Source organism: Streptomyces sp. NPDC048671 (assembly GCF_055587045.1).
Genome location: NZ_JBVJHB010000011.1, coordinates 35,779 through 53,796 on the forward strand (window position 1 = coordinate 35,779; position 18,018 = coordinate 53,796).

The window sequence follows — 18,018 nt, forward strand, 5'->3', positions numbered from 1 at the left end:
CGAACGGAATATGTCGCGATGTCCCGGGTCCCGGACGGGGCGGGCCCCGTCATGGGCGCGGCGCGGGCTCCTCGGGGCGCACAGCACCGCCGGCATCCCCCGTCACACGCGTGCCCGGATGCCACAGCGAACAGATGAAGGCCAGCACGAGGGCGCCTGCCATGGAGTAGAACACCCACTGGTTCGCCTCGGCGAAGTCCAGACGGATCGCCTGCATCGACTCCCGCGTCAGTTCCGCGGCCCTGCCGCCACCCGTGGGCTGCCGCGCGTCCGCGTTCCCGGTGACGGCTTCGGCGATGTGGTGGGCGGCGGCGTGCGCGGCTCCGCGCGGCACGCCCTGCGCCCGCAGCGTCTCACCGACACGGTCCACCGTGACGTGCGTCAGCACCGTGCCGAACACCGCCAGGCCGATGCTGGCGGCGAAGTTGCGGACCGTCTGCGTGATGCCGGTGACCTCGCCGTACGAGGCGCCGATCGACCGGTTGACGGCGTCGGTCGAGGCGGGCGCGAGGAGGAAGCCGATGCCTGCGCCGGCGATCGCCGCGTACGGCCACTGGTCGTGCATCGCGAGCGTCGTCAGCTTGGCGGCCCACAGGGCGAAGCCGACCGCCCCGAGCGCGGCACCGATCTTCAACGCCGGGCGGACGCCGCGCTTGTCCAGGATGCGGCCACCCCACTGGGAGGCGAGGGCGAACCCCACAAAGAAGTACAGCAGGTAGAGCGCCGCCTGGTTGGGCGAGGCGCTCAGGGAGACCTGGGCGTACACCGAGGCGAAGAAGAGCATGGGCACGAAGGCCGTCATGGCGAAGAAGAGCACGAGCATGTCGACGGCGAAGGCCCGGTCCCGGAAGACCTGGAGCTTGATAAGCGGGTGGCGCCGACGCAGTTCGAAGCGGCAGAAGAAGGCCAGGATCACGAGCCCGACCACGATGCACGCCCATGTCGCCACCGCGTCCCAGCCCCAGGACGCGGACTGCTGGAGTCCCAGTACGGTCACCCCCATGCCGACCGCCATCAGCACGGTTCCCGGCACGTCCAGCGGTTCCCGGTTCGAGCTCTCGGGGATGCGGGCGAGTACGGCCAGGACGATCGCGATCACGGCGACGGGGACGTTGATCCAGAAGATGGCACGCCACGTCCATTCGGTGAGCCATCCGCCCAGCAGCGGGCCGATGGCCGTGAGCGCACCCGAGACGCCGAAGAACAACGCCAGCGCCCGCCCACGCCGTTCCACCGGGAACACCGAGATGACCACGGCGAGCGCCGCCGGAAACATCAGGGCCGCACCGAAGCCCTGGATCGCCCGGAAGCCGATCAGCCACGCCTGGGCGTAGTCACCCGTCGGCACGGCTCCGCAGAGCACCGACGCGATGACGAAGACGAGTGTGCCGCAGAGCATGACGCGGCGATGGCCGTAGATGTCGGACAGTCGGCCGCCGAACGCGAAGAAGGCGGCGAGGGTGAGCAGGTAGGAGTTGATGACCCACTGCATCTGCGAGGAGGTGAGGCCCAGCTCGTGAATGATGTCCGGTGCGGCGATCGCCACGATGGTCTGGTCGATGAACGTCATCGACACCGCGAACATCATCGCGGCCAGCGCCAGCGTCTGGTTCGGCGGCCCGTTCGCCCCGGCCGTCGCGGGGCGGTCCGGACCATGTGCCTGCGAAGCCGAGTTGCTCATGGCCCAATATTCTCCGCACCCACCCCCGTGCGCACGCCGGGCGGCAACGGGACCCTTGTCAGTATCCAGAATCCTGGTTACTGTTTGATTCGTGAACGATTTCGATGACCGCTTCCTCACGCGCAACGGCCTCGCCGCGCGGCAGCTCGCCGTCCTGCTCCTGCATCACGAGCCGGACACCCGCCTGCCCCGCGTGCGCGACTTCGCGGAGAAGCTGGGCTGCGGAAACGGTACCGTCCAGGCGGCCCTCCACCTGCTGGAGGACGCCGGAGCGATCTCCACGACCGCCCGCGGCCATCTCGGCACGTTCCTCGTCCACTCGGACCGCACCGTCCTGTGGCGGCTGTCCGGCCTGGGGACGCTGCTCGCGGCGATGCCGCTCCCCTACTCGCGACGGTACGAAGGCCTGGCGACCGGGCTGCGCAGCGCGTTCGAGGAGGCCGGCGCACCGTTCGCGATCACGTTCATGCGAGGCGCCGGAGCCCGGACCGCCGCACTGCTGGAGGGCAAGGTCGACCTGGTGGTCCTGTCGCGGTTCGCCGCCGACCAGCTGATCGCCGAGCACCCGGTGGAGCTGGTGGCCGACCTCGGTCCCGCCACCTACGTCGGCGCCCACGGCATGCTGGTGCGCCGCGGTGTCGACCTGGACGCTCCCGGGCTGCGGGTGGCGGTCGACCACGCCTCGGAGGATCTGCGGATGCTCGTGGAGCGGGTCTTCGCCGGCCGGGAGGACGTCGAGTGGCGCGAGGCGTCATACATGCAGTTGAGCGACCTGTTCGCACGGAACGAAGTGGATGCGACGGTCTGGAACCTTGACGAGGCGCAGGACCGGCTCGGCATCAGCGTCGACGTGCTTCCGCTCGGGGACGAGGTCAACCGGGAGCTGGCCCTGCGCAACTCCACCGCCGCGGTGATCGGCCGGTCGGACGGGGCCGGGGCGCTCGCCGCGGTCCGCGACTCGCTGGATCTGTCGCTGGTGACCCGGCTGCAGAACGAAGTACTGCGCGGCGAGCGCGTCCCCTCGTACTGACCAGCAGGTTCAGTGACCGGAGTCTCATAAATCCGGGGCGTCGTTCGCCCTCAAAATACAAAATCCTGGTTACTGTTGATTTTTAGGAGGATCACCATGGACGACCAGCTCGCACTGCGGATCCAGCTCTTTCGCGAAGGCGGTCAGGTCAGGCCCGAGGTGGCCGACTTCGTCACCGCCGAACTGACCTCTCTGGAGGCCGAGGGCCGCACGGTCACCGAAGCGACGGCGGGAATGCTGACCAGCCATCTGATGATGGCGCTCGGCCGGATCCTGGACGGCGAGGCGATCGAGCAGTTCCTCACCGACGACCAGGTCGCCGCCGAGCTGGCCGGGCATCCCGACGCGGTGGCCCGTGCCCGTGCAGTATCGGCCCGCGCCGAACGGGAGCTGGGGGCCGCGCTCCCCGAGTCCGAGGTCAACTTCCTCGGCATGCATCTGGCCGTACTGGCCCAGCAGTCCCCCTCCGCGCCCACGTCCTGACCGCTCACGGCAGGCGCCACGTCCCCCCTTCGCACAGAGAGAAGAACAGCCATGACGAAGATCCTCACCGGTGGAGTCGGCAAGGTCGAGGTCACCGCGGCCATCGGCAAGCTAGGCATCGACTCGCTCGATGTCGTCGTCTCCAGCGACATGGATGCGGCGATGAAGCTCCGGGCCGGCCAGGCCGACTACTACCTGGGCACCTGTCACACGGGCGCCGGCGCCTCGCTCGGCGTGCTCGTCGGCCTCATGGGCAGCGCCGCCTGCCACACCTTCGGCCGGAGTGTTCCGACGGAGGAGAAGGTCGCCGAACTGCTCGCCGACGGCAAGAAGGTCTTCGGCTTCTCGATGGACCAGATCGACATCATCGCCCCCCTCATGGCGCGCGCCATCGCCGCCCGCGGCTGAACCCAGCCTGTTCTGATCATCCCGGGCACCAAGGAGTGACTCGTGAGCACCACACTCGCCGCCGGCGCCAGCCTTGACTTCACGCTGGCCCAGCAACTGACCGTGATAGCCCTCTGTGCGCTGACCGCCTACATCGCGCACATGGCCCTGGCCGTCTTCAACGACGGGGTACGCCCCTTCATGCTGGACTTCATCCAGGGACGCACCACCCGCAGCGCGACAACGGCTGTCTCGTTCGGTCTCTCTGCCGGATTCATCTTCGGACTCGGTGCGCCGATGGCCCTGTCCACGGGTGTACTGAACCCGTGGCTGCTCTTCCTGCCCACGGACATCCTCGGGATGCTGGCGCCGAGGAAGTGGCTCGCCCCCATCCTCGGCGGCGCCTGGGGTGCGGTTGTCGTGTTCGGTCTGAACGGCGCGAACAACGTCGCGCACGATCTGCCGGTCGACTTCCTGACGGCGATGCAGCAGATGTCGACGCCGATCCTGTTCCTCTTCTCGCTGTTCCCGGTGCTCGCCATCACCAAGCAGTTCGGCCGCAAGTGGGGCGGTATCGCGGGCGTCCTCGAACTGGCCCTCGTCGTCATGACCATGAAGCTGTGGCCGAACATGTTCGCCGGAGCACTGGCCATGGCCGTCGGTGTGCTGATGCTCATCGGGCTGGCGGTCGCCAAGGACGTCAGGCAGCGCCGGGCCGACCGGGCGTCGGGCGTCGAGGAGGTCGTCCTTGAGAACGACCCGATGGCGTCGCTGTTCAGCGCCAGCGCGGCTCGTCTGCGCAAGTACCTGCCGCTGTTCATGGTCCTCGGGGCCGGGGTCTGTGTGCTCGCCCAGATGCACATATTCGGCGGCGGTGAGGCAACCAGCTTCCTGATCGCGAAGGGGCAGTACTCCGAGGCCGCCCAGGTCGACTTCTACCGAGTGTTCGGCTTCATCCCGCTGATCGCGACGACCGCGCTCGCCTCCGGCGCGTACGGCATCGCCGGTTTCACGCTGGTGTACCCGATCGGCTACCTCATGCCGAACCCGTTCCTGGCGGCTGTCGTCGGTGCGCTCGTGTTCGGCGCCGAGGTGCTGGCCCTCTCCTGGATCGGCAAGGTCCTCGGCAAGCTGCCCAGCGTCCGGGACTCCTCGGAGCACCTGCGCAGTGCCATCGGCGACACCCTCCAGCTCGCGATCCTCTTCGGTTCGCTGATGGCCGCCAACGCCATGGGCGGCGGACTCGGCATCCTCGTCGTCGGCGGGCTCTATCTGCTGAACGAGGCGATGGGCCGGCCCATCGTGAAGATGGCCGCGGCACCCGCGGCCGTGATCGTCGGCGGCATTCTGCTCAACGTCCTGTACTGGCTCGATCTGTTCACCCCGGTCAAGGGCTGACACGCCCCCCGGACCGGGGGCCTGCCGGCCCCGATACCAGGGCCGGCGGGCCCCCGGACCGGACCGGGCCCGTACGCGAAGAAGGAACCCCCACGATGAACCACCCCGCCCCGCACACCCTGCGCACCGTCACCGGCGATCTCCCGACCGCCTCGGTACGCGGCCCCGCCCTCGCCCACGAACACCTCGTCCTCGACCTGGACCAGCGGGGCGACGGCGCGGCCGTCCTCGACCCGCGACACCACGCGGCGGCCGTGACAGCCGAGCTGAGCGCGCTGCGGGAGGATTTCGGGCTCTCCCTCGTCGTCGAGCTGACCTGCCGGGGCATGGGGCGCGATGTCCGCGCCCTGGCCTCGATCGCACGGGACGCACAGGTCGCGGTGGTCGCCGCGACCGGCTGGTACTACGAGCCGTTCCACACCCCGGAGATCGACGCCTCCGACGTGGAACAGCTCACCGCGGTCCTCGTCCGCGAGATCGAGGACGGCATCGGCGGGACCGGAATCCGGCCCGGCGTCCTCGGTGAGATCGGCAGCCACGGGGACGTCCCCACGGCTCCCGAGGCCAAGGTGCTGCGGGCCGGTGCGCGGGCCGCGCGGGCCACCGGCCTCTCCCTCGCCACCCACGCGCAGCTGGGCCGGGGCGGGCTCGCCCAGCTGGAACTGCTCACCGGTGAGGGGCTGCCCGCCCACCGCGTCAGCATCGGCCACCAGGACCTGCTCGACGACCCGGGCGTCCACCGCGAGCTCGCGGCGAGCGGGGCGTACGTCGCCTTCGACACCGTGGGCAAGTCGTCCTACCAGAGCGACCGGACCCGGCTGCGGCTGCTGCTCGCCCTGGTGGAGGCCGGGCACGCCGACCGGGTACTGCTCAGCTGCGACATCTCCCGCCACGGCTACCTGCTGGACGAGGGCGGCCAGGGCTACGGGCACCTGTTCCGGAGCTTCCTGCCCGCGCTCCGGGCGGCAGGCGCCGACGACGACCTGATCGACCTGCTGACCCGTCGCAATCCGCTGCGCTTCCTGACCGGCGCGAGCGTGGAGGAGAACTGACATGAGCCCCGTACTTCCCGCCACGTTCCCGCTGGCGACCGTCGGCCTGGACGAAGCCGTCGCCACGCAGTTCCGGCTGCTGGAGGCCACTGCGGCCCACTTCGAGGGACAGCAGCTCTTCTCGTCCGACGCGGGAGTCGTCCCCGGTCTCGGCCGGCCCCGCACCACCGCCCGCGTCGAGGCCGTGCTCGCGGACTTCTTCGGGGCCCAGGACGCCGCCTTCGTCCAGGGCGCGGGCACCGGAGCGATCCGGGCCGCCCTCAACGCCGCTGTCCGGGCGGGCGACCCGCTGCTCATCCACCGGGCTCCGGTCTACCGCACCACGCAGGTCACTCTGCGGGGCATCGGCGTGGAGACGGCCGAGGTCGACTTCAACGACGCACCGGCACTCCGCGAGGCCCTGGCGTCCGGGCGGTTCCGGTGGGCGTACATCCAGCACACCCGCCAGCGCCTCGCCGATTCCTACGATCCGGCCGAGGTCATCGCAGCCTGCCGGGCGGCCGGGGTCCGCACGATCGTCGACGACAACTACGCCGTGATGCGCACTCCCGCCGCCGGTGTGGAACTGGGAGCCGACGCCTCCTGCTTCTCCCTCTTCAAGCTCCACGGGCCGGAGGGCGTCGGTCTCGTCGTAGGCGCCCGCGATCTGGTCGAGCACGTCCGCCGCGACAACTACTCCGGCGGCGGGCAGGTCCAGGGCCACCAGGCACTCGACGCCCTGCGCGCCCTCACCCACGTTCCCGTCATGTGGTCCGTGCAGTCCCGGGTGGGCGCCGAGGTCGCGGAACGGCTGACGGCCGGCGAGGTGGACGGGGTGGCGGAGGTACGGATCGCCAACGCCCAGGACCGCTGTCTGCTCGTCCGCCTCGACCGGCCCGTCGCCGCTGCGCTGCCCGCCGTCGCCGCCCGCTTCGGAGCCGCCCCCTATCCTGTCGGCTCCAACTCCCGCTACGAGATCGCCCCGCTCTTCTACCGGATGTCCAGCTCCGCGCTGGACGACTCCCCCGAGCTGGCCGACTGGATCGTACGCATCAACCCGATGCGGGCCGGCGCGGATCTCGTCATCGACATCCTGCGCCGGTCGCTCGCCGCCCTGGACGACCCGAAGGACGACTGACCGTGTTTCTCGACACCGTGCTCACCCGCAATCCCGGGCTCGTCGACGCCGCGACCGCGCTGCACCGTAACGGCGAGATCCCGCCCGACACCTACGTCGTGGACCTGGACGCCGTCGAGGCCAATGCCGCACTGCTGGCGGCCGAGGCCCAACGCCTCGGCATCAGCCTCTGGTTCGTCGTCAAGCAGCTCGGCCGCAACCCCGAACTGATCCGGGCCATCGCCCGGCACATCCCCCGCTCAGCCGCCATCGACCCGGCGGAGGCCCGCACCCTGCACGCCGCCGGGGCACAACCAGGCAACCTCGGACACCTCGTCCAGATTCCCCGGCGCGCGCTGCCCGAGATGCTGGCCTGGCGCCCGGAGACCGTCACGGTCTTCGATCCGGCCAACGCCCGCGCCGTTTCCGACGCGGCACGCGAACTGGGCTTCGTCCAGGACATCCTGATCCGGCTCGAAGGCGCCGACGGCGCCGTCTACCCCGGCCAGGAGGGTGGCGTACCGCTCGGCCGGCTGGACGCCTTCGCCAAGGAGGCCGAAGCGCTGGACGGCATCCGGATCGCGGGCGTCACCGCCTTCCCCTGCGTCCTGTGCGACCCCGAGACGGGCGTGCCGGCCGCGACCCCCAACTTCGGCCTGGCGCTCAGGGCCCGCGAACTCCTGGCCGCGCGCGGACACCACGGCCTCAAGCTCAGCGCCCCCAGCGCCACCTCGATGGCGTCCCTCCCGCTGCTCGCCGAACTGGGAGCCACCCACGGCGAACCGGGCCACGCCCTCACCGGCACCACCCCACTGCACGCCCTCGATCCGGCCCAGCCCGAGAAGCCCGCGTACGTGTACGTCAGCGAGGTCGCCCACACCCTCGACGACGGACGTCCAGCGATATTCGGCGGCGGCTTCTACACCCGTTCACACATCCGCAGCGCCCTCCTGCCGCGCACCGGCGCCCGCCTGGGCGTTCAGAACGCACCCGCCGAGAACATCGACTACTACCGGCTGCTCGACGCACCCACCCGCGCGGCGGACGCCCGTATCGGGGACACCGCGCTGCTCGCCTTCCGCACCCAGATCTTCGTCACCCGCTCGACCGTCGCCGTCGTATCCGGGCTCGCCGCCGGCAGCCCCCGGCTGAACGGGCTGTACGACGCCCAGGGCCGAGCCCTGTAAGGAGCACCTCATGGCCAAGACCGTCATCGTCGTCATCGACGGATTCGGCGTCGGCGCCATGCCCGACGCGGGCACCCTGCGCCCCGGCGACCTCGACGCCGACACCTGCGGACACGTACTCGACCACTGCCGCGCCGCGTTCGGCCGGCCGTTGCGCCTGCCGGTGCTCGGGGCGCTGGGGCTCGGGCTGGTCCACCCGCACCCGGACCTGGCACGGCGCACCCATCTGCCCGTGGCCGCGGGCAGGGCCGCGCTCGGCTATCCGGGCGCGGACACCTTCGCGGGCCACCAGACCATGATGGGCGCCGACTTCAGCCGGGTGACGGTGGCCCGGCTCGCCGACCACCTCGACGAGGTGTCCGGCGCGCTCACGGCGGCCGGCCACCGGGTCGAGCGGCTGGACGGAAAGCCGCTGCTCGTCGTCGACGGAACGGTCCTGGTCCACGACAACCTGGAGGCCGATCCCGGAATCAACTGGAACGCCTCCGGCCGCCTCGACGACCTCCCGTTCGAGGGACCCGGCGGAATCCTCGCCATCGCCCGTACCGTGCGCGCCGTCGCCCCGGTCGCACGGGTCATCGCGGTCGGCGGCCACGCGGACGGCCCGCTCGGCGACTTCGTCCGCCCCGGCGACGGGGGAACGGTCGGGCTGGACACCCCCGCCACCGGTTTCTACCGCAACGGCGGCCTCCAGGTGCAGCACCTGGGCGCCCCGCTCGACCACACCCGCCAGCTTCCCGAGCTGGCGGCACGGGCCGGGATCCCGGTGGCCCTGGTGGGCAAGGCCGCCGACATCCTGGTGTGCGAGGCGGCGACACGTCATCCGGCCGTCGCCACCGCCGACGTCCTGTCGCACACCCTGGACGCGGTGCGCGCCGAGGGCGACGCCCTCGTGGTCGCGAACGTCCAGGAGACGGACCTGGCGGGGCACCAGCAGGACACGGAACGGTACGGGCACCTGCTGGAACAGGTGGATGCCGGGCTCGCCGGACTCGTGGCGCTGCTCGCGGACCCCGGTGACCGGTTGATCGTCACCGGGGACCACGGCAACGACCCCACCATCGGCCACGCGCTCCACACCCGGGAGTACGTCCCGGTACTGATCCACCGGCCCGGCGCGGACGGCGTGGAACTCCTCCCGGACGCGCACAGCCTGGCGGACGTCGGCGCCACCGCCGCCCTGGCGCTGGCGCTGGACCCGGAGGGCCTCGCGGGCGGCACTCCGCTCCACACGGGTCGCCGCGCGGCCTGAGCGCGGCGCACAGGACAGACGACGTGACGCGGATCGGGGGCCTTCCTGAGCGGAGGGCCCCCAACCGGGCCCCGGCCTCCCGTCTCCACGTCCCGAGGACATCGCTTCTACGGTGAAATCATCGGGCCGGACGGGTGACTTGGCCCTCCTGGGCCTTCTGCCGGGTTGACAGCACGGCTATGCCTGTTGCTCGTGATCAAGAACCTGCTACGCGCCGGGACGGCGGTCGTTCTCGCCGCCATGCCTCTCACCTCGACCGGCCCCGCACACGCCACGGAGGGCCCCGCGGGGCCCCGGACGAACCCGTGCGCCACCGTCATCGCGCCCATCGGCTACGCCTGTGTCCCGGCGCCCAAGCAATGCTTCGCGGCGCCGTGTTACCAGTACGACCTTGTGCCGCTCCTGCCCAGGCCCTGGCTCCCGGACCGGTCCCGGGCCGCCTGAACCCGACGCTCGGCACTTACGGGAAGCGCTCAGGCCGCGAGCGGCATCGCGACCGTCACCATGGCGAGCAGCCCGATGTACGCCCAGGCGTGGGCGCGGTCGGGGATCCGCGGCGGGCGCCTCCGCAGCACCGCGATCACCGGCAGAGCGCCGAGAAGCAGTGCCGAGGCGGCGCGGAGGTCGACGAGGCCGACCAGGCGCACGTGCGCGTCCACGGCGGCGGGCACCGCGGCGCCGCACAGGGACACCACGGCGGCCGGGAGCGCGATGGCGAGGGTGAGGGGGTTGGCCAGGGCGGTCGCCACCCGCATCGTGTGCCCGGCCCGCCGCATCGCGGGGACGGTCATGACGCTGCCTCCCACGCCGAGGAAGGCCGCGACCGCGCCGACCGGCGCGCCGAGGGCGGCGGGCAGCGGACGCGGAGCATCGGGAACTGCCTCGTCCCGTGTGCACGGGCGCAGGAATCCCGGGCGCAGGAGCAGGTCGGCGATGGTGAGAGCGACGTAGGCGACGAAGGCCCACCGGGCCGTATCGGCCGGGGCGAGCCGTGTGGCGGCCGCTCCGGCCGCGGCGCCGACCGCCAGCAGGAGGAGCAGCGGGCCGCTGCCCCGGAGCGCGCGGAGCACCCGCCGCGGGGTGACGGCCGTCGCGAACCCGGCGTTCACCACCATCACCAGGGCCGAGGTGGCCGTCGCCACCCGCATCGCGTCCGCGCCGAGTGCGGCGTCCGCCCACACCACGACCGGCACGGCGACGAATCCGCCGCCGAAGCCGAACAACACCGTCGTCATACCGGTGAGAAGCCCGATCCCTGTCAGGATCCCTGTCAGTGCCACAACGTCCATGGGCCCCACTCCACCAGCGCGGACGGTGTTCCCGCATTCGATGGTCGGCACCATTCCTTCGCGTCCCGGCCAGTAGGGTGGACGGGTGAAGAACGTCCCCCTCACCGACGTCGACCACGTCGAACGGGCTGTCCTGCCCATCGGCACCGACTACCCGCCCGGCCACGTACTGGACTGGCACGAACACCGGCGCGCGCAGTTCCTCTACGGCGCCACCGGAGTCATGATCGTCGACACCGCCGAGGGCACCTGGACCGTTCCGCCCGAACGCGCCGTGCTGATCCCGGCCGCCACCCTGCACCGCGTCCACATGCTGGAAGTGAGCACCGGGAGTCTGTACATCGAGCCGGATGCCGTCCCGTGGTGGCCCGTGACCTGCATGGTCGTGGATGTTTCGCCGCTGCTGCGCGAGCTGCTCCTGGTCGCCGTCGGGTTCGAGAGCGACTACAGCCTGTCCGGGCGGGAGGGAGCCGTCGCCGCGCTCCTCCTGCACGAGATCGCCGAGCGCGCCCCGCTCCCGTTCCACGTCGGGATTCCCGCCTCCGCCGACCTCGCGAGGCTCTGCCGTGCGTACCTGGCCGCCCCGGACGCCGGTGTCACCAACGCCGCGTGGGCCGCGCGGACGGCCATGAGCGAACGGGCCTTCACCCGTCGCTTCCGCTCCGAGGCCGGCGACAGCCCCGCCGTCTGGCGGGCCCGCGCCCGCCTGCTCGCGGCCGTTCCGCTGCTGCGGACCGCGTCGGTCAGCGAGGTCGGCGGCCGTCTCGGATACGCCTCCCCCGCCGCGTTCACCGCCGCCTTCACGCGCACCTTCGGCCTGCCCCCGTCCCGCTTCACGGCGGGCCGCCAGGGCGTCGGCCGCGGTCGCAACTCCTGAGCGATCCGGGGGCACTTCAGCGTCCACGCCGCTCCGCCCGCTCGCCACGGCGCGTCAGCGACGCTGCCGATGCCAGGGCTGGCCAGGCCGCCGATGCTGACGGTCGGCCCGAGGGTGATCCCGCCGGCCGTGCCGACGCGGGGTAGGCAGGCCGTCCAGTCACGACGGTAACCGTGTCGGTGACGGTGACGGCAGAAAAAAGCAGGGCCCGAAACCGTATGGTTCCGGGCCCTGCTTCGAAAGTAGCGGGGACAGGATTTGAACCTGCGACCTCTGGGTTATGAGCCCAGCGAGCTACCGAGCTGCTCCACCCCGCGTCGTTGTGATCCCTACGGTACGGCATTTCGGCAGGCGCCCCGACCACTTCCCGCTCGCGAGTACGTCCGTGGCCTCCGGGCCGTCCTGAACACCCGCGATACCGGGCCGGCGGATTTCGCCCTGGCGTCGTACGCGCACCTCGTACTCGTAGCAGTCGGTCACCGTTCGAGATGCAGGTGCGCGGGAGCGCTGATTCGCTGGTGGCGTCGGCTCTCCCCGAGATCCAGGAGTGATCATGAGCGTTGCGGATGAATCCGGAGGCCGCGCCGAGCGTATTCGCGCCAAGGCGCAGGAAATGCAGGAGGCCGCGGAGCAGGCCTCCGATCCACAGGAGGCGGCGCGCCTCAAGGACAAGGCGCGCCGCCTCCAGGAGCGGAGTGATCAGGTGAGCACCAAGGGCGACGGGAGCATGAATCCCCTCTGAGCGCCCTCCTGAGATCCGGTCGGCGGCTGTTCGAGGACTGCGGTTGATACGGAGGAGGCACGCCGGCCGGATCGGCGGCCCGGCCGGCGTGCGACGGCCGGGCCCGAATGTCGCGGGACCCCGGGCCGCGGCGCTACTGCGTGAACCTCGGGAGCCACTTCACCTGGTAGTCGGGGTGCCCCGCGTGCTCCGCGGCCATCTGCCGGACCACGAACCCCAGCCCGAAGGCACGCCCCGAGGCGAAGTCCCGGTCAGGGCGGTCGGTGTCCAGCTTGGCGACCTCGGCGTACTCGTCCAGGAGAACGCGGCTCGTCTCGATGCGCTGGAGGGTTCGCGCGGGATCCTGCCGGGCGATGTGGTGGTTGTAGCCGTGCGTCCTCAGACTGAACGCGATCGCACCGACCCGGTCGTGGATTTCGCCCGGCGCCTCGGCCGGACACCGCCACCCCTCGCCGCCGGCCGCTCGTGCGAGATCCTCTTCCTCGTCGAGACGTGCCCGGACGAACGCGACCAGGTAGGAATTGTCTGTCATCAGGTTCTGAAATCCTTCCCACTCGGCCCCGCGCCTCAAGGGGCCGTGGTGGAGAGTATCCCGCCGCGCCCTCCGCCCCGTAGCAGCTCATCGCCCACCGTGTGTCCGCCGTTGCGTGCGGGGCTCCTGGGCAGTTGTTCCCGGCCTGCCGGGAAGACGGCCGAGAGGACAGCCGGGGCGGCGGCCGGAGGCCCCACCCGTTCCGAGGGAACCGGTGGGGCCTCCGGGGCGCGCTCAGCGGTACGCGAGGCCCGGTCCTCGCACTGTGCCACTCCGTGCCGTGCTGATCAGTGCTCGGTCTCCGCCGGTTCCAGGACGAGGACCGGGATCTGCCGGTCGGTCTTCTTCTGGTAGTCGGCGTAGTCGGGAAACGCCTCGACGGCGCGCCCCCACCAGAGCGCCTTCTCGTCCCCGGTCACCTCCCGGACGTTCATGTCCCGGCGCACCGGACCGTCCTGCAGTTCGGCGCGCGGGTCGGCCGTCAGGTTGTGGTACCAGACCGGGTGCTTCGGGGCTCCGCCCTGTGAGGCGACCACCGCGTACGCACCGTTGTGCTCGACGCGCATGAGCGGCGTCTTGCGGATCTTTCCGCTCTTGGCTCCCCGGGTGGTCAGAATGATGACGGGCATGTCCCGCATCGTCGTCCCTTCCGTACCGCCTGAACTCTCGTACTGCTCGACCTGGTCCCGGACCCACTGAGCGGGGCTCGGCTCGTACTCACCCTGGAGAGGCATGACTTCTGTCCCATCATCGACGATCCGGCCGTGACACTTCATCGGCCGCGGTTCCTCATCATCGCTTCAACCGCATCGGCCGCCCAGAAATCCCGTGACGGCGGACGTGTCGCGCCAGGTTCGATATGAGCATGCCGATCCCGTCCGCAGACGCGGTGACGGACTCAGCGTTGCCGTGCCCGGCCGAATCGGCGCGGCCCGGACGGCAGGCGGGTGACGGAGCCGACCATCCGGGTGTCGCCGGCCCGGTGCACCGCATCGGCTCGCAGGGCCACGGAAGGGACCCCCACCCTGTGCAGGGCAGAGGTCCCACTCCTACGGGGAGGCGCCTGCGGGGTCAGCTGACGTTGACGTCGATGCAGGCGTAGAAGGCGTTGGCCGTGTCGGCGATGTTCCAGACCGCGAGGACCTTCTGCTGGCCCTTGAGGTTGCCGAAGTTCACCTGGTGGGTGACGGTCGCACCGGGCTGGGCGCCGTTGTCGTTGAACTCGGCGATCTTCTGACCGCTCGCGAAGTACTGCCACGTGCTGGTGGCGTGACGGGCCGTCAGCACCCACTGGAACGAGGTGCTGGCGCTCACCGGAGTGACCTTCCAGCCCTTGGAGTCGTCGTCGAGCTCGGCGAACCCGCTGTTGCCGCCACTGCAGCTGGTCAGCCCCTTGGGGCCTTCCACGCTCTGGGGCTCGTAGGTGATGGAACCGCAGCTGACCGTTCCGGCGGCACACTGCGCCTGCCTGCTCGGGGGTGACGAGATGTAGCCGTGGGCGCTGGCCGAACCTGCCGGAAGGGACAGAGCGAGTACCGGTGCGAGTACGGCACCGAGGGCTACGGCGGTCTTCCTTTTCGCGTGCATGCTTCTCCTTCACATGAGGCATCGCTGCACGCGGGCGGACTGTGGGGGCCCGATAGCGGCAGTCCAGCCTCTCGAGTGTGGGGCCAAGAGGCGCGAAGGGAACGGCAGGTTCCATGACCGGATCCACCCCGGGAACACGGGTGTCCGGCGCCGTCCCTGCACTTGGACTAGACCATACCCACCGAGGCGGAGTCGTCAAGAGTGCTGCTTCGACAGGGAGTTGGGGAGCGGAGTCGAGGGGCGTCGAGGAGAGGAGCCGAGGAAGGGAGCCGGGGAAGGGAGTTGAGCGGGCTCGATGGCCATACCTAGCTGCCGGCGTCACCGTAGTGGACCGTGACCTCCTTGAAGCCGAGCGAGCCGAGCAGCCCCTGGAGCATGGCGGTGGTGTTCTTCTCGGCGCGCCGTGTCAGCCCGCTCTCCTTGGCCGCCTCGCCGATGTGCTGCGCCGCCAGCTTGTTCACCGCCTGCTCGCTGCCGGGGTTGTCGGAGAAGAAGTCCCCGATCCGGTCGAGGAGGCCGCGCTGCTTGGACACCGCGTAGGAGCGGTCGGGGTCGAGCGCCGGCTTCCCGAGTACGGCGTGCGGCAGCCGGAGCTCCGCCGTGGTCCGGTCCTTGTTGACCACGACTCCGCTGTTCGCGATCTCGCCCAGGTCGACGGAGGCACCGACCGTGCCCGCGCCGACGTAGAGGGTGCGGGAGCCGCGGATGGCGTCCGGGAGGAATTTCGTGTCCTTCTCCAGATCGACGACGACCTGGAAATTGCCTGCCGCCGCCTCGTACCTGCTCATGTCACGGATCGACTTGAGCACGGCGGGACCCGAGCGGTCCTGGGTCCTCTCGCCGAAGATGTCGCCCAGCCCCGGCAGCAGGCTGAGCCGCGTACCGAGGAGCAGCAGTACGACGGCGCCCGCGCAGACCGCGGCCGCCCTCCCCCATCGTCGGGTGCGGCGGGGGCGGTCGCCGTGGCGACGGCCCTCCGGTTCGTCGGGCTCGCCCGGTGCGTCTGTCGGCAAGTCGGTGGAGGTCATACTCCCCGTGTGACCCGGCCGCCCGGATCCACTCCGCCGTCTGCCGCGGTTCCGCCCGATTCCGTACGTTGATACAGACGGCTCGTCCGTGCCGGGCGGGTTCCGGACCGGCTCTCACGCCCCTGTGACGCCGTCGAGCCGCTCGCGTACCAGATCGGCGTGGCCGATGTGGCGGGCGTATTCGCTGATCATGTGGATGTGCACCATCCGCAGGGAGTAGACCTCGCCGTCATGGGTGAAGGTCTCGTCGAACGAGACACCGGCGACGACCTCGTCCGCCAGCCGGCATTCCTCGACCAGCCGGGCGTAGTCCTCGGCGGCGCGGGCCGGATCGAGCTCCTCGAAGTCCGCGTCCTTGCCATGCGCCAGGCCGTACATCGGCTCCATCGTCTGCCCGGCGAAGCGCTGCCTGAACCAGGTGCGTTCGACCTTGGCCATGTGGCGCACGAGTCCGAGGAGCGACAGGTTCGACGGCTCCACGGTCCGCTCGGCGAGCTGCTCGCCGGTCAGACCGCTGCACTTGTGCAGGAGGGTGCTGCGGAACCATCCGAGATATCCGGTGAGCATCTCGCGCTCACCCGCGACGAACGATCCGCCGGTGCGTACTGCCTCAGGTGCTGTCCATGTCATCGCGCGATCATGCCGTTGGCGGGTGTTCCACGCGACCCGTTTGTTGCCGCATCCACATATCCGTGTCGTCGGACGACGACCTGGTGACGGATGTCGTGATGGCGCTGACGAGCCCGAGGACCAGGAAGAACACCAGCAGCGCCTTGCCCCCGCTGCTCATGACCAGGGGCCGGGTGGCGGAGCGCCCCTGCCGCTCCGGTACGGAGAGCGCGTCCTCGCCGAAGAAACCCTTGGGGTAGGCGGGACTGAGCATCGATACATAGGCGGACACGCGCATCTCGTAGCGCAGCGTGGCCGCCGTGGCCTCGAAGAGGGGGCGGGGCATCCGGCCGAGGATCAGCGTGATCAGCCACCACAGGATCGCCAGGGCGTACCAGCCGGATGTGGCGAGGCTCTGCACGACGGCGGCGGGAATCACCAGGATGAGCCGGAAGAACACGGCCAGCCGGTTCAGCCTGGTCGGGCGGACGTCGATCTGGACCGGGTAGTCGGGCGCCGGGTTCAGCGTGAAGGGCGGATAGCTGTCGATCAGCAGCATGCCGCTCGCCGCGACCCTCGTGCGGTAGCCGAGCACTCCGGCGAGGAAGCGGAAGACGGGCTCGGGCAGCCGTCCCAGGACGAGGGCGGCGAACCAGCCGAACACGGCGGTGAAGAAGGCCGCGATCTCCAGGAAAAACAGCACGACGAAATGCGGAATCAGCAGGAGCAGACGGAAGAAGACGGTGAGCCGGCGCTGACGTGCGGGCTCGACGAGGTCCAGCAGGGGCAGGAATTCCTCCGCGTCCCCCGCCCTTCGCCCCGGGCTCCACTGGACGTCGGCCATGGTGCTCCCCTTCGGCAGGTGATCGGTACGCCCTCTGCGCACTCGGCGTCCCCTCACGCTCGGGCCGGGGGAAGCGGCCCGCAAACGGCCGCGGGCCGATCGGGTGCCCGCCGTTGCGGACCCGGCGGGCCCTGCACGCCGGGGAGGAGCCCGTAGCGGGTCTCGCGCACTCCAACGACCTCGGCCGGCCGAACGTCTGCAACTACGCTCATGAAGAACGCGGCGTGGGCCGGGACTTCTCGGCCGCCCCCGCCTTCGTCGCCGGCTTCCTCCGTGCCGTGACCTTCGCCCATGCCCCCTGCCACGGACGCCGGCGTGACGCCGTCCCGCGGCCGGCTGGTTCCGGAGCACGAGCCCGCCCAGGAGCCGGTTCCTGTTTCTGTTTCTGTTTCTGTTCCGGTTCTGGTCCCTGTTCCGGTTTCTGTTCCTGTTCTGGTCCCTGTCCGTCCGCGAGCACGTGGTAGCGGTGGCTCAGCCGACGGCCCAGCAGCAGATAGCCGAGGAGCGCTCCGGCGGTGTTGAGGATGACGTCGTCGACGTCGAAGGCCCGCCCCGCGACGAGCGCTCCCTGCACCAGTTCGACAATCGCGATGACCAGCACGGTCAGCAGGACCATGCGGATCATCCGCAGGCGGCGCGGCACGAGGATGGGCAGAAGTACGCCGAACGGCATGCCCAGCACCAGGTTTCCGCCCGCCTGCTTGCAGGCGGAGAGGAAGGTGTAGTCCTCGGCGTACTGCCGGAGCGAGCGGCCGGGCCGCAGGTTCGACTTCACCAGTTCCTCCGAGGCGGGCGACGGTGTGAGCGTCACCTTCGCCAGCACAACCGAGAAACCGACCATGGCCAGGAAGGCCAGCACCAAAAAGGTCACCCGCAGGAGAACGCTTCCCCATGTTCTGCGCCGCGTTCCGTTCCGCGTACCGCTCTCAGCCTCTGCTCTCATG

At 70.5% G+C, this 18,018-nt stretch carries 19 protein-coding genes and 1 tRNA gene; 10 read left to right on the forward strand and 10 right to left on the reverse strand.

Annotated features, from left to right (window positions below; translation table 11 throughout):
* Positions 1-49 precede the first annotated feature (49 nt).
* Positions 50-1,681, reverse strand: coding sequence for an MFS transporter (locus tag ACZ6S6_RS22910; protein ID WP_469706775.1), 1,632 nt, complete (start codon positions 1,679-1,681; stop codon positions 50-52).
* A gap of 91 nt (positions 1,682-1,772) precedes the next feature.
* Between ACZ6S6_RS22910 and yhfZ the strand changes: the two genes are divergently transcribed.
* The 8 genes from yhfZ to ACZ6S6_RS22950 all read left to right on the forward strand — a co-directional run bounded on the left by yhfZ (position 1,773) and on the right by ACZ6S6_RS22950 (position 9,566).
* Positions 1,773-2,711 carry a GntR family transcriptional regulator YhfZ gene (gene yhfZ, locus ACZ6S6_RS22915; RefSeq protein ID WP_469706776.1) on the forward strand — a complete coding sequence of 313 codons (939 nt, stop codon included), beginning with the start codon at positions 1,773-1,775 and terminating at the stop codon, positions 2,709-2,711.
* 96 nt (positions 2,712-2,807) lie between these two features.
* Positions 2,808-3,194, forward strand: coding sequence for a transcriptional antiterminator (locus ACZ6S6_RS22920; RefSeq protein ID WP_362959176.1), 387 nt, complete (start codon positions 2,808-2,810; stop codon positions 3,192-3,194).
* A 51-nt stretch (positions 3,195-3,245) separates the two neighbouring features.
* Positions 3,246-3,602: a DUF2620 domain-containing protein gene (locus ACZ6S6_RS22925; protein WP_362959178.1), complete on the forward strand. Its 357-nt coding sequence runs from the start codon at positions 3,246-3,248 to the stop codon at positions 3,600-3,602.
* Between the two features lie 42 nt (positions 3,603-3,644).
* Positions 3,645-4,979 (forward strand): YhfT family protein, encoded by a 1,335-nt coding sequence (locus tag ACZ6S6_RS22930; RefSeq protein ID WP_362959180.1) that lies wholly within the window; start codon positions 3,645-3,647, stop codon positions 4,977-4,979.
* A gap of 95 nt (positions 4,980-5,074) precedes the next feature.
* Positions 5,075-6,031: a phosphotriesterase family protein gene (locus tag ACZ6S6_RS22935; RefSeq protein WP_362959182.1), complete on the forward strand. Its 957-nt coding sequence runs from the start codon at positions 5,075-5,077 to the stop codon at positions 6,029-6,031.
* A 1-nt stretch (position 6,032) separates the two neighbouring features.
* Positions 6,033-7,148, forward strand: a complete 1,116-nt coding sequence (locus ACZ6S6_RS22940; protein WP_362959184.1) for an aminotransferase class V-fold PLP-dependent enzyme — start codon at positions 6,033-6,035, stop codon at positions 7,146-7,148.
* 2 nt (positions 7,149-7,150) lie between these two features.
* On the forward strand, positions 7,151-8,314 hold the full coding sequence (locus ACZ6S6_RS22945) for a YhfX family PLP-dependent enzyme (protein ID WP_362959186.1): 1,164 nt from the start codon (positions 7,151-7,153) through the stop codon (positions 8,312-8,314).
* Between the two features lie 10 nt (positions 8,315-8,324).
* Positions 8,325-9,566, forward strand: a complete 1,242-nt coding sequence (locus ACZ6S6_RS22950; protein WP_362959189.1) for a phosphopentomutase — start codon at positions 8,325-8,327, stop codon at positions 9,564-9,566.
* 473 nt (positions 9,567-10,039) lie between these two features.
* Here ACZ6S6_RS22950 and ACZ6S6_RS22955 read toward each other — a convergent pair whose 3' ends face one another.
* Positions 10,040-10,855, reverse strand: coding sequence for a TSUP family transporter (locus ACZ6S6_RS22955; protein WP_469706777.1), 816 nt, complete (start codon positions 10,853-10,855; stop codon positions 10,040-10,042).
* An 85-nt stretch (positions 10,856-10,940) separates the two neighbouring features.
* On the opposite strand from ACZ6S6_RS22955, the gene ACZ6S6_RS22960 reads away from it, so the two are divergent.
* Entirely contained in the window at positions 10,941-11,732 is a 792-nt protein-coding gene (locus ACZ6S6_RS22960; RefSeq protein ID WP_362959198.1) for an AraC family transcriptional regulator, read from the forward strand.
* 243 nt (positions 11,733-11,975) lie between these two features.
* Here ACZ6S6_RS22960 and ACZ6S6_RS22965 read toward each other — a convergent pair.
* Positions 11,976-12,049: transfer RNA gene (locus ACZ6S6_RS22965), tRNA-Met, on the reverse strand.
* A 236-nt stretch (positions 12,050-12,285) separates the two neighbouring features.
* On the opposite strand from ACZ6S6_RS22965, the gene ACZ6S6_RS22970 reads away from it, so the two are divergent.
* Complete coding sequence (locus ACZ6S6_RS22970; RefSeq protein WP_362959201.1) at positions 12,286-12,474, forward strand: DUF6381 family protein; 189 nt, start codon at positions 12,286-12,288, stop codon at positions 12,472-12,474.
* A 133-nt stretch (positions 12,475-12,607) separates the two neighbouring features.
* On the opposite strand, the gene ACZ6S6_RS22975 is transcribed toward ACZ6S6_RS22970, so the two are convergent.
* The 7 genes from ACZ6S6_RS22975 to ACZ6S6_RS23005 all read right to left on the reverse strand — a co-directional run bounded on the left by ACZ6S6_RS22975 (position 12,608) and on the right by ACZ6S6_RS23005 (position 18,017).
* On the reverse strand, positions 12,608-13,006 hold the full coding sequence (locus ACZ6S6_RS22975) for a DUF6221 family protein (RefSeq protein WP_362959204.1): 399 nt from the start codon (positions 13,004-13,006) through the stop codon (positions 12,608-12,610).
* Positions 13,007-13,293: 287 nt separating this feature from the next.
* Entirely contained in the window at positions 13,294-13,740 is a 447-nt protein-coding gene (locus tag ACZ6S6_RS22980; RefSeq protein ID WP_362959207.1) for a nitroreductase family deazaflavin-dependent oxidoreductase, read from the reverse strand.
* 337 nt (positions 13,741-14,077) lie between these two features.
* Positions 14,078-14,593 (reverse strand): lytic polysaccharide monooxygenase auxiliary activity family 9 protein, encoded by a 516-nt coding sequence (locus ACZ6S6_RS22985; RefSeq protein ID WP_362959209.1) that lies wholly within the window; start codon positions 14,591-14,593, stop codon positions 14,078-14,080.
* Positions 14,594-14,898: 305 nt separating this feature from the next.
* Positions 14,899-15,621, reverse strand: coding sequence for a DUF4230 domain-containing protein (locus tag ACZ6S6_RS22990; protein ID WP_362959211.1), 723 nt, complete (start codon positions 15,619-15,621; stop codon positions 14,899-14,901).
* 114 nt (positions 15,622-15,735) lie between these two features.
* Positions 15,736-16,251 (reverse strand): DinB family protein, encoded by a 516-nt coding sequence (locus tag ACZ6S6_RS22995; RefSeq protein ID WP_469706778.1) that lies wholly within the window; start codon positions 16,249-16,251, stop codon positions 15,736-15,738.
* A gap of 7 nt (positions 16,252-16,258) precedes the next feature.
* Positions 16,259-17,074, reverse strand: coding sequence for a DUF4389 domain-containing protein (locus ACZ6S6_RS23000; protein ID WP_469706779.1), 816 nt, complete (start codon positions 17,072-17,074; stop codon positions 16,259-16,261).
* 208 nt (positions 17,075-17,282) lie between these two features.
* Positions 17,283-18,017 (reverse strand): VanZ family protein, encoded by a 735-nt coding sequence (locus ACZ6S6_RS23005; RefSeq protein WP_469706780.1) that lies wholly within the window; start codon positions 18,015-18,017, stop codon positions 17,283-17,285.
* Position 18,018: the final 1 nt, after the last annotated feature.

Bases quoted from the DNA above. Each gene is read 5' to 3' on its own strand.
- ACZ6S6_RS22910 (WP_469706775.1), bottom strand. From the start codon at position 1,681: ATGAGCAACTCGGCTTCGCAGGCACATGGTCCGGACCGCCCCGCGACG.
- ACZ6S6_RS22920 (WP_362959176.1), top strand. From the start codon at position 2,808: ATGGACGACCAGCTCGCACTGCGGATCCAGCTCTTTCGCGAAGGCGGT.
- ACZ6S6_RS22925 (WP_362959178.1), top strand. From the start codon at position 3,246: ATGACGAAGATCCTCACCGGTGGAGTCGGCAAGGTCGAGGTCACCGCG.
- ACZ6S6_RS22935 (WP_362959182.1), top strand. From the start codon at position 5,075: ATGAACCACCCCGCCCCGCACACCCTGCGCACCGTCACCGGCGATCTC.
- ACZ6S6_RS22940 (WP_362959184.1), top strand. From the start codon at position 6,033: ATGAGCCCCGTACTTCCCGCCACGTTCCCGCTGGCGACCGTCGGCCTG.
- ACZ6S6_RS22950 (WP_362959189.1), top strand. From the start codon at position 8,325: ATGGCCAAGACCGTCATCGTCGTCATCGACGGATTCGGCGTCGGCGCC.
- ACZ6S6_RS22955 (WP_469706777.1), bottom strand. From the start codon at position 10,855: ATGGACGTTGTGGCACTGACAGGGATCCTGACAGGGATCGGGCTTCTC.
- ACZ6S6_RS22970 (WP_362959201.1), top strand. From the start codon at position 12,286: ATGAGCGTTGCGGATGAATCCGGAGGCCGCGCCGAGCGTATTCGCGCC.
- ACZ6S6_RS22975 (WP_362959204.1), bottom strand. From the start codon at position 13,006: ATGACAGACAATTCCTACCTGGTCGCGTTCGTCCGGGCACGTCTCGAC.
- ACZ6S6_RS22980 (WP_362959207.1), bottom strand. From the start codon at position 13,740: ATGCCTCTCCAGGGTGAGTACGAGCCGAGCCCCGCTCAGTGGGTCCGG.
- ACZ6S6_RS22985 (WP_362959209.1), bottom strand. From the start codon at position 14,593: ATGCACGCGAAAAGGAAGACCGCCGTAGCCCTCGGTGCCGTACTCGCA.
- ACZ6S6_RS22990 (WP_362959211.1), bottom strand. From the start codon at position 15,621: ATGACCTCCACCGACTTGCCGACAGACGCACCGGGCGAGCCCGACGAA.
- ACZ6S6_RS22995 (WP_469706778.1), bottom strand. From the start codon at position 16,251: ATGACATGGACAGCACCTGAGGCAGTACGCACCGGCGGATCGTTCGTC.
- ACZ6S6_RS23000 (WP_469706779.1), bottom strand. From the start codon at position 17,074: ATGGCCGACGTCCAGTGGAGCCCGGGGCGAAGGGCGGGGGACGCGGAG.
- ACZ6S6_RS23005 (WP_469706780.1), bottom strand. From the start codon at position 18,017: ATGAGAGCAGAGGCTGAGAGCGGTACGCGGAACGGAACGCGGCGCAGA.